Source organism: uncultured Clostridium sp. (assembly GCF_963515715.1).
Taxonomy (GTDB): Bacteria; Bacillota; Clostridia; order Clostridiales; family Clostridiaceae; genus Clostridium_AW.
The window spans coordinates 19,998-32,842 of the sequence record NZ_CAUPZS010000037.1; the positions used below are offsets into that span (position 1 = coordinate 19,998).

The 12,845-nt window shown below is 33.4% G+C and carries 13 protein-coding genes and 1 pseudogene; 12 read left to right on the forward strand and 2 right to left on the reverse strand.

Annotation, left to right across the window (positions count from 1 at the left end):
• Positions 1-298: 298 nt before the first annotated feature.
• From RYO54_RS18365 to RYO54_RS18385, 5 genes are all read left to right on the forward strand, one after another.
• Complete coding sequence (locus RYO54_RS18365; RefSeq protein WP_315121987.1) at positions 299-682, forward strand: hypothetical protein; 384 nt, start codon at positions 299-301, stop codon at positions 680-682.
• Between the two features lie 485 nt (positions 683-1,167).
• A complete protein-coding gene (locus RYO54_RS18370) occupies positions 1,168-1,560 on the forward strand; it encodes a GNAT family N-acetyltransferase (protein ID WP_315121989.1) in 393 nt (130 codons plus the stop codon).
• Between the two features lie 61 nt (positions 1,561-1,621).
• Positions 1,622-2,110 carry a hypothetical protein gene (locus RYO54_RS18375; RefSeq protein WP_315121991.1) on the forward strand — a complete coding sequence of 163 codons (489 nt, stop codon included), beginning with the start codon at positions 1,622-1,624 and terminating at the stop codon, positions 2,108-2,110.
• Between the two features lie 610 nt (positions 2,111-2,720).
• A complete protein-coding gene (locus tag RYO54_RS18380; protein WP_315121993.1) occupies positions 2,721-3,059 on the forward strand; it encodes a hypothetical protein in 339 nt (112 codons plus the stop codon).
• 453 nt (positions 3,060-3,512) lie between these two features.
• Complete coding sequence (locus tag RYO54_RS18385) at positions 3,513-3,953, forward strand: cytidine deaminase (RefSeq protein ID WP_315121994.1); 441 nt, start codon at positions 3,513-3,515, stop codon at positions 3,951-3,953.
• A gap of 98 nt (positions 3,954-4,051) precedes the next feature.
• Here RYO54_RS18385 and RYO54_RS18390 read toward each other — a convergent pair whose 3' ends face one another.
• Positions 4,052-4,981, reverse strand: coding sequence for a LysR family transcriptional regulator (locus tag RYO54_RS18390; protein WP_315121995.1), 930 nt, complete (start codon positions 4,979-4,981; stop codon positions 4,052-4,054).
• A gap of 146 nt (positions 4,982-5,127) precedes the next feature.
• On the opposite strand from RYO54_RS18390, the gene RYO54_RS18395 reads away from it, so the two are divergent.
• The 3 genes from RYO54_RS18395 (at position 5,128) to RYO54_RS18405 (ending at position 7,734) form a co-directional block, all read left to right on the forward strand.
• Positions 5,128-6,444 (forward strand): Na+/H+ antiporter NhaC family protein, encoded by a 1,317-nt coding sequence (locus RYO54_RS18395; RefSeq protein WP_315121997.1) that lies wholly within the window; start codon positions 5,128-5,130, stop codon positions 6,442-6,444.
• Positions 6,445-6,856: 412 nt separating this feature from the next.
• Complete coding sequence (locus tag RYO54_RS18400; protein WP_315122000.1) at positions 6,857-7,303, forward strand: hypothetical protein; 447 nt, start codon at positions 6,857-6,859, stop codon at positions 7,301-7,303.
• 89 nt (positions 7,304-7,392) lie between these two features.
• A complete protein-coding gene (locus tag RYO54_RS18405; protein WP_315122002.1) occupies positions 7,393-7,734 on the forward strand; it encodes a DUF3784 domain-containing protein in 342 nt (113 codons plus the stop codon).
• Positions 7,735-7,755: 21 nt separating this feature from the next.
• On the opposite strand, the gene RYO54_RS18410 is transcribed toward RYO54_RS18405, so the two are convergent.
• Positions 7,756-8,052: a hypothetical protein gene (locus RYO54_RS18410; protein ID WP_315122003.1), complete on the reverse strand. Its 297-nt coding sequence runs from the start codon at positions 8,050-8,052 to the stop codon at positions 7,756-7,758.
• 243 nt (positions 8,053-8,295) lie between these two features.
• Between RYO54_RS18410 and RYO54_RS18415 the strand changes: the two genes are divergently transcribed.
• The 4 genes and pseudogenes from RYO54_RS18415 to RYO54_RS18425 all read left to right on the forward strand — a co-directional run bounded on the left by RYO54_RS18415 (position 8,296) and on the right by RYO54_RS18425 (position 12,732).
• Positions 8,296-10,923, forward strand: coding sequence for a cation-translocating P-type ATPase (locus RYO54_RS18415; RefSeq protein ID WP_315122005.1), 2,628 nt, complete (start codon positions 8,296-8,298; stop codon positions 10,921-10,923).
• 375 nt (positions 10,924-11,298) lie between these two features.
• Positions 11,299-11,580 carry a hypothetical protein gene (locus RYO54_RS18420; RefSeq protein WP_315122007.1) on the forward strand — a complete coding sequence of 94 codons (282 nt, stop codon included), beginning with the start codon at positions 11,299-11,301 and terminating at the stop codon, positions 11,578-11,580.
• Positions 11,580-11,648: pseudogene (locus RYO54_RS20235) on the forward strand (hypothetical protein); the annotation flags it as partial. The gene RYO54_RS18420 and the pseudogene RYO54_RS20235, both read left to right, overlap by 1 nt.
• Positions 11,649-12,114: 466 nt before the next feature.
• Entirely contained in the window at positions 12,115-12,732 is a 618-nt protein-coding gene (locus RYO54_RS18425; RefSeq protein ID WP_315122009.1) for a DUF3841 domain-containing protein, read from the forward strand.
• Positions 12,733-12,845: the final 113 nt, after the last annotated feature.

Here is a 12,845-nt window from a genome sequence, read left to right on the forward strand (position 1 = left end):
AAACTTAAGTTAGAGCCTATATCTCTGAAAAACTTGTAATACTTAAAATTTTATTGGTTCATTTATTATACCAATTACCAAAAGAATTTTAACTCATATACATTTTAAAAATTAGAATTAATAAAACACCTCATTATTTAAAACTGAATAGTACGGTGTTAGAAAGTAAAATCGCTTTACACTTATTACAAAAATAACCATGCACTAGTGTATAATGTAATAAAATTACTATTAGTTAAATCACAATAGTAATAAAATGTGAAATAAAGATTGTTTATAAAATAGGAGGTCGATATAGTTGAAACCAATGGATATAAAAAACAAAATCCTGTTGGGAATTAGTATGATTGGACTACTTGGTATCTCATATTGGCTATGCAGATTTTCTTTTTTTGAAATGCATGGTATGAAACAGTGGCCCAATCTATTGGCTATATTAAGTATTACTATAATAGTTATTGCTACTATATTTGGAAATCGAATAATTCCAGTAGCCACTATTGTAGGGTATATGGGTGGATTTATTCTTGCTATGATATTTAATACTGATGGTGTAGACCCAGCTGGAGGGAGAACAAATAATGCTTGGATAATATGGGGAACTGTTTTCATTTTCTTAATTCTGATTGGTATCGTCTTGGATTTTATTTCTAAACAAAGACATGAAAATGTAAAGAAATAAATATTATATTTGTGTCGCATTTTTCTTATATTGCATAACAAATAAGGAAAATAAATCAAATTTCCTTATTTGATTATATTACTCTATCAATATTTATATCTAACAGAGTGAAATTTTTAATAGGAGCTATAGTGGATGCTGAAGTAAGAGGTTTAACAATAACATGAGATGTAATTAATTATTTACTCATTTATAAGTTCCTACAAAGATAATTTAGTTTGTCAAATAGAGAGCTAAGCACGCAGTGAAGCCGCTATTTCACTACGTGATTAGCTCTTTTATGTTTTATAAATATATTTAATAGATTTTTAAATAATAGATATAGTTATATTTTCAAAGCAAAAGCAACTCATATTCGTTTAGTTAAATACATTATATTGAAATTAATGTTATAATTAGCATATAGATAGTCTGTAATTTAGTACGCATTTGTAGTATTTGACGTTATTTTTTAAAAAATAATTGCAAGGAGAGTAAGCTGTATTATGATTAAGTATCTTACAGATAAAACAGTTGATTATAATCGATTAATAGCTTTATTTAATCAAGTAGGATGGAATGATAAAACCGAAGAGATTGGTAGATTACAAGCAATGGTGGAAAATTCTCAAATAGTAGTTACAGCTTGGGATAAAGAAATAATGATTGGATTTGCTAGATGTACAACTGATTATGTGTTTAATGGACAAGTAAATAATGTAGTGGTAGATGTAGGGTATAGGGGAAGAGGTATTGGTAAAGCTTTAATTAATAATATATTAGATGAGAACAAACAAGTTACTTTTATTTTAAGAGCAGATATTGAGAATGAAGGGTTTTATAAAAAAATAGGTTTTGATGACAGTCCGTTATCTTTAGTTTATAAACGTAAAAAGTAAAAATATTTTGTTTACTATATTTATCACGAACTAATATATAAGACAAAAGGGAGATAGCAACATGAGAGTAACCATAGGTGAATACATCCTTGATATTAATGTTGAGGAAAATCAAAACTATTATAGAAACGAGAGATATGTTTCAGAAGGATGCCAATGCGATGGATGCCAGAATTATGAGCTAGCTGTTGAACGGGTATCTCCTGAAATTAGTAAACTATTTAATCAACTTGGTATAGATATAAAAAAGCCGGCAGAAGTATACGTGAATTGTTCACATAATGATATTTTATATTATGGTGGATTTTATCATATGTGTGGCAGGATCATTAAAGGTGAGTCGCCTTGGCAAATTGTATCTAAAACAGAAGAGTTCATGTCAAGCCACTTAGCTGAAGATAAAATGAAATGTATTTCAAACAACTTTAGAATTGCATTTCAAGAAGAGTGTTTACTGCTTGATGAGAATTTTCCAACGCCTTGCATTCAAATGGAGATTCTAGCATATTTGCCATGGGTATTAGAAAAGCCAAATACATATAAAGACTAAGGATTGTTAATATAAGCTATGCTTTAGTGTACATAGTATAATAAATTGTTAGAACTATTATTATTACAATTATAATATTGGTAGGCCTTTTTATAATTCCGTTATATAAAAAGAATAATAATAGTTCGTGATATTTTTATATTGCATAACAAATAAGGAAAATAAATCAAATTTCCTTATTTGATTATATTACTCTATCAATATTTATATCTAACAGAGTGAAATTTTTAATAGGAGCTATAGTGGATGCTGAAGTAAGAGGTTTAACAATAACATGAGATGTAATTAATTATTTACTCATTTATAAGTTCCTACAAAGATAATTTAGTTTGTCAAATAGAGAGCTAAGCACGCAGTGAAGCCGCTATTTCACTACGTGATTAGCTCTTTTATGTTTTATAAATATATTTAATAGATTTTTAGATAATAGATATAGTTATATTTTCAAATCAAAAGCAACCGATATTCGGTTAGTTAAATACATTATATTGAAGTTAATGTTATAATTAGCATATAGATAGTCTGTAATTTAGTACGCACTTGTAGAATGTTGTGATATATTAATTATATATAAAAAATCCAATAAATCGGAAACTGTGGGGTGGGAAAAATGGATAAATTTCAAAGAGGTATTGTTGCAATTACTGTTGCTTCATTGTTAATATATATAGTTTTTTCAATAATAAATGTTGAAAAATCCTCTAAGTGGATAAAGTGGTATTGGCAAATGGATGTGGAGGAACAGAGAAAATATGATCCTCGAATTGCCATATGCCGTTTGAAAAAAGTGCTTGTTATAATGTTATCAGTGGGTATATCTGGATTTCTGTTGTCTTGGTTTATTAAACCTGTAATTTCAATTATAACGTTTGGAGTGATTATGGTTATACTTGTTTTTTCTATTGCTTATATTGGACCAAAGAATTGCTTACTAGTAGAAAAAAAATAAGATTATAATCGCAAAATTTCAATTTGTATAGTTGAATAAAAGTACAGTTTTTAGATTTAGTTAAGACGCATATTTCTTATATTGTATAGCAAAGGAGAAAAATAAATTAAATTTTAGAAGTTCTTGTTGCAGCGAGACAGCATAAGGAGCATTATATAGCATTTTGGATTTGTTGCACCTCTAAATTGTTTTCACATCTGCAAGTTTCTACAAAAATAATTAGATATACCAAAATAGGAATTGGGATATATAATAACGTTGCTTTTAGGCAGCATTATCTCACCTATGAATTCAAGGCAAGAACAGTATAAGGCAAATCTTTGTTTGATAAATATATGAGAATTATGGTAATGTCTTAAATGTATTTATTATATAATAAAAGAAGAGTTAATACTTTATAGTATTATATTACGAATTAAAAATAATATTGATAAATACAGCAGGAGGTAGTATATGGAGCAAGATAGAATAATAGAACAAGAAATGTATCGCAGAGCTATTCAATTTATTCCTCAAAGATATCCCAAAGGCTGGGGTGGTGTGGCAATAATCCATTCTGAAGACGGGCAATACTTTACCAGTGTTTCAATTGAAACAGCAAATAGTAGTGTAGATTTATGTATTGAAGTAGGAGCAATGTGTGAAGCACATAAATATAATGTACGTGTAACCCACTGCTTGTGCGTTGTGCGAGATAATGAAAATAGTCCTTTTAAGGTTCTTTCACCATGTGGTGTTTGTCAAGAGCGATTGCGGTTTTGGGGGGCAGATGTAAAGGTTGGCGTTACTATCCCAAATAATACTTTAAAGTTTGTAACTTTAAGCGAATTACAACCATACCATTGGACTAATGCTTATCCAGCAGAAGAATTAGAACATTATCAAAGAAAATAATATAGGTTATGTCTTAATGCTCTTATATTGCGTAACAAAGGTATGTAGTGACGTTGCTTCGAAAAAAGGCAGTCCTCCCACTACATACCATAGTTCTTTTATGCTTTATTTTTATATGCTTTTGCAACTTCTACGAATTCTTGAATTGATTTTGAGTAGTAACGTTTTTTAATAAAACCAAAGATAATCATATATTTTGCACGTTCATCTAATTGAAATAAATGTAATGCAGAAATTTGTTTGTTATCAAGCGTCTTGTCAACTAATATTTTAGGGCAAAAGCAGGCACCGATTCCTTTACAGCACATTTCCAATAATGTCTCGATATTTTTTGATTCTACACTTATTTTTAAATCAAAATTCACCTCTGATAAAAATATTCTACTTATTTTTCCAGCAATATCATCCTTGCTACTTAGTAGAAACGGGCACTCTTTTAATAGAGACAAGTTTGGTTTTTGATGCAATATATTTACAATTTCATTTTTCCTTTTTCCATATACACTTTGAAGCAATTCATCCGAAATAAGAAGAATAATTTCTTCTTCATAATAATTGTTAAATTCAATATCAGGATGATTTTGTGAATGATATGCAATCATTAAATCTATTGACCCATCAAGAAGAAGAGATGGTAAATCATCATTTTCACCCTCAATAATCTGTATTATAATATCAGGATGTTCTTTTTTATATTCTGCAATAATATCGGGCATCAAGGCGCGTCCTCTTGTATGTGCAATACCTATTCGTAACACACCTTTTTTTTCATCACAAATGTCTGAAAATTCCTCTTCTATAGAAGTATAAAGGGTGTTAAATTCATTTGCATAACTTAGGAAGATGTCTCCTGCAAAAGTTGGCTTCAATGGAGTACTGCGAATAAAAAGTTTACAGCCCAGTTCTTTTTCAAGTGAAGCAATATGCGCACTGAGCGTTTGCTGAGTAATATATAGACGTTGAGCTGCTTTTGTAAAGTTTCGTTCTTTATAAACAGCCAGAAAATACTTTATACTTAAGGAATTCAATATTACACCTCTTTTCCTGTTATAATACATACAAATTACAGTATTTTTACTGTAGTATAAATCAAAAACAACAGTTAGACAAGTTTTTTCCAATACTGTATCATTGTGAATAGAAAGAATTGTTTTAATAAATGGGGGGAAGTTGTATGTTGGAGTCAGCGATTCTTGGCATGTTTATTATCGGACTCTTAGTTTGCATAGGATTTAATTTATCGCTTCTGTATGCTCTATTATTCGGATTTATTCTCTTCTTTTCATATGGTTTAGTGAAGAATAATACAGTAAAACATATGATACAGATATCTTTTAAAGGTATAAAAACAGTTAAAAATATATTGATTATATTTTTCATGATTGGCATACTTACAGCAGTATGGCGTGCATCAGGGACAATATCCTTTATTATTTATTATTCTACAAAATTGATTACTCCAGAAGTCTTTATTCTCATAACATTTTTACTCTGCTGCATATTATCTATGCTTACGGGAACTTCATTTGGAACCGCTGCTACCATGGGTGTAATTTGCATGACCATGGCAAATGCGATAGGTGTAAATAAAACATTGGTCGGCGGAGCTATATTATCTGGAATCTATTTTGGTGATAGATGTTCTCCAATGTCAACAAGTGCATTATTAATAAGCGAACTAACAGGAACAGATATTTATAAAAACATTCAACTTATGATTAAAACTTCAATTATACCATTTATATTAACATGTGCAGTTTATCTGATTGCTGGTTTTTTGTTGGAGAGTAAAAGTGCCCCACTTGAAATTAGAAGGCTGTTTGCAGATAATTTCAACTTGCATTGGCTCACTATTTTACCTGCTATAATAATCATTGTACTATCTATATTTAAGATAAACGTAAAAATTACCATGATTTTAAGTATCATACTTAGTAGTATTATTTGTATTTTAATTCAAAAAGTTGAGTTTACCTCACTCTTTAAAATGTTTATTACAGGGTATCACTCATCTAATGCAGAACTTGCCATTATGCTAAATGGTGGTGGTATTCAATCTATGCTCAAAGTTTCTGCCATTGTATGTTTATCATCTTCTTATGCCAGTATTTTTGAAGAAACAGGCTTATTAGAGGGTATAAAAAAACGTATTAATAGTCTTTCAAATATAGTGACCCCATTTGGTAGTATTACTATAACTTCATTTTTGACAAGCATGATAAGCTGTAATCAAACTTTGGCTATTATACTAACTCATCAGTTATGCAATGAGGTTATATATGACAATTACCAAATGGCAAATTCATTAGAAAATACAGCCGTTGTTATTGCGCCACTTATACCTTGGTCTATTGCAGGAGCTGTCCCATTAGCTACAATATCAGCGCCAACAAGTTCTATTTTAGCAGCTTGTTATTTATATATATTGCCAGTGTATAATTTCTTTCTCTCAAGAGCAAAGAATACTATACATAGCAAAATAGAATGCTAATACAAAGAAAGTCATCGAAATAGGTCAAAAAACTATGCGCATAGGTTCCATTTCAAATCTACAAAGATAATTAGTTCCACAAACAGAGAGCTAAGCATGTAGTGAAGCCGCTTCGTAAAAAGGCGCTAATTCACTACATGCTTAGCTCTATTGGTTTGAATGGTAGAAAATAATTGAAATGGATAAATATGTTATTAGGATTGGAAGATTACTTTTAGATGGCGCTATCGAGACTATTGATATAAAAATAAGAAGAATATAGGGGAAGGTAACTTATCTTTGCTTGATAAATATGTGAAAATCATGGTAGTGATTTAAAGATATTCATTATATAATAAAAGAACAGTTAATACGTTATAGTAAAAAAGTGTGAAGTAAAGATTGTTTTTATCATGCGAATGGAGGGGATTTAATGAATTACCATTTTGGTTTTTCGTGGAATGGTTTTATAGTCTTTTTATTGCCGATGATACCAAATATATTTTATTTTTTAATGCCTTCGTCAGATGTATCAGGAAACAATGTAAATAGCCATTTAATTTTAGATATTTTGGAGCACGGAAGTCAGGCAATATTTATCTTTCTGCTTATATTTGTTATAAGAAAACAAGCTTCTGAAATTCTATGTTCGTATACAATTGGTATGGGAATAATGTTGATTGTCTATTACATGCTATGGATATTATGTTTTACAGGCAAGGCAAATTTGGTTATTCTTTTAGGAATGGCCGTTCTTCCAGTGGGATATTTTATATTGGCTGAGATGTGGCTTCATAATTATCTGGCTATTATACCAAAAGCATTTTTTGGCATTGTGCATGTCATTATTACGTATATGGATTTTCAATTAAAACATTAAACTAATGAACATAATATGAAGTCGAGTTAATTCGCTATAGTAAAAAAGTACGAACTAAATATTATTTACAAAATGAGAGGGGGATTATTATGAGAATATGGACAATAACATGTTTGATATTTGCAGCTTTTTTTGGAATATTGGGAGTGATTTTTGCTTTATTAAAAGAAAAAGGTGCAATACTAATTAGTGGATTTAATACTCTCTCAAAGGAAGAAAGAGAAAAGTATGATAAGAAGAAAATGAGTATAGATATGAGAAATTCCTTTTTTCTTTGGTTTGGAATATTATTTTTAGGAGCAGCCTTATCATATTTCAGTAGTAATGTATTTGCAATGATTGCAATTGTCATATGGATAATTCTTTTTTTCAAAGATGTACATCTTGATTTAGAAAAGGCTTTTGGCAAGTATAAAAAGCATGATTCCTAACAGATTTAATTGGTACTCTTCTTATATTGCGCAGCAAATAAAGATACTTACAATAAAAGTTGTATACTCCTCTGGAAAAATGCCCTTGAAATAATCAATATCTAAATTTCTATTTTTGTAGCATGTCCTATTAAAATGTAAAGTGATAATGTCCGAACCACTCAAGTTAATCCCACTATTTACTGACCTTTTTATTACTATACGATATATTTCTAGATCATACTCATTAATTTCTACATCTATATTTTTCATATTTAGATTAAATTCTATAAGATAAGCTTCCAAAAAACTTTGGTATTCTGGTAGCTTTTTTTTCATTAACACTTTTAACTTCTCATCTGGTCAATCATGTGAATAATAGTATAATAAGCATAATAATTGCCAATAATAATAACTCACTTGTATCAAAATTTCAAAGTATCGATCTATGTATCTGTGTAAATAGTTAAATATATAATCTTGTGCAGATGGGTTCTGAAATTTAATTAAAATAATATCTTCATCGCCAAGAGCCACAGAGCAATAAAGATATTAATGTAATTTGTAATAGGGGGTAATTATTTGTTTAATTCGTATGAAAAGGAAAGGGAAGATTTGATTGCGGAATTGAATTCGAATGCCGAAACAGGTCTGCAATCAAATTCTGTATTGGAAAGACAGCAGAAATACGGGAAAAATCAATTTGACGAACAAAAAGGCGAAGGAATCGGAAAAAAGATATTGCATAACCTACGCGACGTTTCTACGATTATTCTATTATTAGCCGCCGTGCTCTCATTAGCAATGCAAATACATCATGGCGAGGGATTTATAGAGTTTATCGTCATCATAGGTATTGTCATCCTGAATATGATACTTGCGATTACACAAGAACGAAGTGCCGAAAAATCGCTGAATGCCCTCAAACAGTTAAACAGCCCCACAAGCATTGTTCTGCGTGACGGGAAACAGCAGGAAATTGACTCGGCGGACATGGTTCCAGGAGATATTATGCTGTTAAAAACAGGCAATCTGATTTCGGCAGACGCACGCCTTCTGGAAAGTAATGACCTTGCGGTGGATGAATCGTCCCTGACTGGAGAAAGCGAACCCTCCGAAAAAGGTGCGGAAATAGAATTGACGGGCAAAATAGCGATGGCGGACCAAAACAATATGGTATTTTCCGGATGTCTGGTCACAGCTGGCCGCGCGAAAGCGATTGTTACCGCAACCGGCATGAATACGGAAATGGGCAAGATTGCGGGCTATTTGAACAATACCAAAAAGCTCAAAACGCCCCTGCAAAACAGGCTTGACAAGATAGGCAGGACCATCAGCCTGGTAGCCATAGTATCAGCTTTAGTGATGTTTGGCATAGGTTTTTTACGAGGTGCGGAATTATGGGAGATGATATTTGTAGCGGTATCCCTTGCCGTTGCCGCAGTACCTGAAACATTGTCCCTAATCGTTACGCTGACCCTCTCTCACGGCGTAACGGAAATGGTAAATAAAAACGCGTTGATTCGAAAATTACCGGCGGTAGAAACGTTGGGAAGCACATCCGTTATATGTACCGACAAAACAGGAACGCTTACACAGAACCGGATGACTATTAAACGTTTATGGCGTGAAAGCGGCGACCTATTTGACGATATATCCGATTTTTCTTCGGAACAGGCGGAGTTTTTGAATAAATTTGCGTTGGCGAGTAATGCCGTTGCGGAAACACAATCCGATGGAAGCGTTAAAATTATAGGCGACCCAACTGAAACGGCTATTTTGCGATTGTTAGGTGAAAAAGGCGGCAGCAAAAGCGAATTGGAGGAAAATTATCCGAGAGTCGCGGAAGTCTCTTTCTCCTCTGAACGCAAAATGATGACTACAATTCATAAAGACCCACAAGGCGGCTATCTTGTTCTCACTAAAGGAGCTTTTGACAGAGTACCCTTCGAGAGCGCCGAGCGGGATAAGCTAAGAAGGCGTCATGATATTCATGATGCATTCGCCCATGACGCTTTGCGCATAATTGCGCTCGGCAGCAAGCGTATAAGCGAGCTTCCTAGCGAAGACAGATTACGCGATGTGGAAAAAGATCTTTATTTTGAAGGTATAATAGGAATAATTGACCCGCCGCGTCCTGAATGCGCGCCTGCTATTGCGACGGCTAAAAAAGCCGGTGTCCGTACGGTCATGATAACCGGAGACCACGCGACCACGGCCAGCGCAATAGCGCGTCAGATAGGGCTGCTCTCGGAGGATGGCAAAGTATTGACCGGGTTGGAGCTCTCCGATATGAGCGATGACGAGCTTATAGAAAATGTGGCGCAGTATTCCGTATATGCCCGCGTATCACCCGATGACAAAATACGCATTGTCAAAGCGTGGCAGGAGCATGACGACGTTGTTGCCATGACGGGTGACGGAGTCAACGACGCTCCGGCTCTGAAAGCCGCCGACGTGGGAGTCTCTATGGGAATCACTGGAACGGAAGTCGCAAAAAGCGCTTCAGATATGATACTTATAGACGACAATTTCAGCACCATTGTAGAAGCGGTTCACAAAGGACGTGATGTATTTTCCAATATACGAAAAACGGTTTACTTTCTTTTGGTTTGCAACTTTTCCGAAATCATTATTATGTTAGGGGCGCAGTTAATAGGTTGGGGTATGCCTCTTACCCCAATTATGCTGCTGCTTATAAACGTTCTTGGAGACGGAATCCCAGGCTTACAGCTTGCTTATGAAAAATCCGATCCGAGAATCATGGAGAGACACCCCATCGGTCGTAATGAAAGCCTTTTTAGGGGTCTGGAGTTTGTAATTGTAAAGCAAATCATAGCCTTTGTCGCCGTAACATGGGTTGGCTATTATATTGGAACATTTGTCAGCATCTCGGCGTTATATCCTCCCGCGCACGCTATTGGTCAGACGCTCTCTTTCCTTATTGTAGGTTGGACATCAATATTGCATATATTCACAGTTCGAAGCAGACAGTCTATGTTCAAACGAACAGTTAAAGACAATCCAAGATTAGTTATCAGCGCGGCAGGAATGATTATTTTATTCGCACTACTTGTTATGATTCCACCTTTCGCAAAAATTTTCGGCATGGTAACACTCAGCAGACAGCATTGGTTTATCGCAATAGGCCTTTCGCTCGTTCCGACCGTTGTTGCCGAAATTGGGAAATTCGTGCAAAATAATAGCTAAACGTTGCGTTACGGGCGCCGTTTTGGCCGACATATCATTAGAGATGAAGGAGTGTAAAACGGAAAGCTCCTGTCAGATCAAGTTATGAAGAAACCTTGGTATGGCAATTACGGCAGTTTGAAGCGGAGAATCATCCCTTGGAAATCAGGAACGACTTTTTAATAAAATTGAACGTGGTAAACGTATAAACCCACTATGGCACTTTACCGGAAGCGGAAAGTGTCATAGTGGACATTTCAAAGAGGGAGCGGCCCGCCGATGTGATTGTTGTACAAATGCCACTTTTTCGTGACCTATCGCCCAGAGGAAAATGCAAATCTAGGAATTTCGAAGGGTGGCGGGGATTAAGAGATTATAAAAGGAGTGAGGAGCTAAATGAGACAGGCATTTAAAACCAAACAATTTAGAACAATGCTATCTTACTTTTTACTTGCTATAGCAGTTATTGTCGCATATAAAATCATACTCGAAATAGATATAGTTTTCAATTTTATAAAACGGTTTGTGAGCATAATTTCTCCTTTTATTTCTGGATTTTTGGTGGCGTATGTATTAAACATCCCCTGCAGCGGTATACAGAAATTACTGGCTAAATCAAATAATACTTTCATTTCTAAAAGAAGAAAATTGATGGAAATATCATTCAGCCCAGACTAATGAGCGGTTCCTTTTCAGTTAGCCCCTTGCTGGTAATTATCAGCATAACCATTGGCGGAGCATTTTCCGGCATATTAGGCATGATAGTGGCGATACCAATTGTTGCGGTTATAAAAGACATACTTGAGGGAATTATCGTATATTATGAACAACAGAAACTGACAGAACCAGATGAAACATAAGAGGGGATAAGTACATATCGGTTATCCAGGTATGGATTTCCGTAGGGATAATTTAGTTTTACAAATAAAGAGATAAGCACGCAGTGAAGCTGATCCAGAAAAAAGTCGCTATTTCACTACATACTTAGCTCTTTTGTGTTTTGCAAGGAGATTTAATGGATTTTTAGATAAATAGATAATAGATAATTTTCAATTTAAGCCATAGAAAAAATAGTACGATAGTACTTCATTCAATATCAGGTGGATGCTAGTACTTTAAAGATATTCATTATATAATAAAGGAACAGTTAATACGTTATAGTAAGAAATTACGAACTAAACATTATTTATAAAATGAGAAGGAAATAACAATATGAAACTATGGACAATACAAAATAAAGTTGCATATAAAAAATTTAAAGATACAGGAATTCTTCGTGCAGATAAAAATTTTATTTATGATGATATGCTTTTTTATTATAGTTGGATGTCAGATGAGATGAAAAAAAGGATAGGGCTACCGACTTCAGAAAATATAGAATATCCCATATGGGCTTGGTATCAATGGAAGGATGATAAGCATAAGAGACCAGATTTAAGGTGTTCAGGGCATTTGGAAAAGGGAGCAAAAGGTGTACTTTTAGAATTAGAAGTAGAAGAAGAAAATGTTTTGCTATCAGACTTTTTTGCTTTTAATAGTATTCTAAATCATGGTTATATAGCCAATAGCGAAGAAGAGTTTGATAAATTTTATGATGAACTTGAAAGTTATGGATATAATCATCAGGATTTACAATCTACGAATATAAAATCTGATATATTAGATCAGTTTAAATTAAAACTATTTCAAAGTTGGGAGAAGATATTTGATTTAGAACGTGATGTGGACGAGGATTGGGAAGGAAAAAATGAGGATAAACCTATACAAGCTACAATGTGGAAATTAAAATGGGAACAGGTTGTTTCAGTAAAAAAGTTTATATCTAAGTAATGTGGAATAAAAAAATATAATAGATAATAAATAAATGAGTGAACTACTCTCCACCTAGAGAGGTGGGAGCTTCTTGGTCAATAGCACTAATGTGCCAAGTTTACCCAAGCTAA

Bases quoted from the DNA above. Each gene is read 5' to 3' on its own strand.
- RYO54_RS18370 (WP_315121989.1), top strand. From the start codon at position 1,168: ATGATTAAGTATCTTACAGATAAAACAGTTGATTATAATCGATTAATA.
- RYO54_RS18410 (WP_315122003.1), bottom strand. From the start codon at position 8,052: ATGAAAAAAAAGCTACCAGAATACCAAAGTTTTTTGGAAGCTTATCTT.
- RYO54_RS18380 (WP_315121993.1), top strand. From the start codon at position 2,721: ATGGATAAATTTCAAAGAGGTATTGTTGCAATTACTGTTGCTTCATTG.
- RYO54_RS18375 (WP_315121991.1), top strand. From the start codon at position 1,622: ATGAGAGTAACCATAGGTGAATACATCCTTGATATTAATGTTGAGGAA.
- RYO54_RS18425 (WP_315122009.1), top strand. From the start codon at position 12,115: ATGAAACTATGGACAATACAAAATAAAGTTGCATATAAAAAATTTAAA.
- RYO54_RS18420 (WP_315122007.1), top strand. From the start codon at position 11,299: ATGAGACAGGCATTTAAAACCAAACAATTTAGAACAATGCTATCTTAC.
- RYO54_RS18385 (WP_315121994.1), top strand. From the start codon at position 3,513: ATGGAGCAAGATAGAATAATAGAACAAGAAATGTATCGCAGAGCTATT.
- RYO54_RS18405 (WP_315122002.1), top strand. From the start codon at position 7,393: ATGAGAATATGGACAATAACATGTTTGATATTTGCAGCTTTTTTTGGA.
- RYO54_RS18400 (WP_315122000.1), top strand. From the start codon at position 6,857: ATGAATTACCATTTTGGTTTTTCGTGGAATGGTTTTATAGTCTTTTTA.
- RYO54_RS18395 (WP_315121997.1), top strand. From the start codon at position 5,128: ATGTTGGAGTCAGCGATTCTTGGCATGTTTATTATCGGACTCTTAGTT.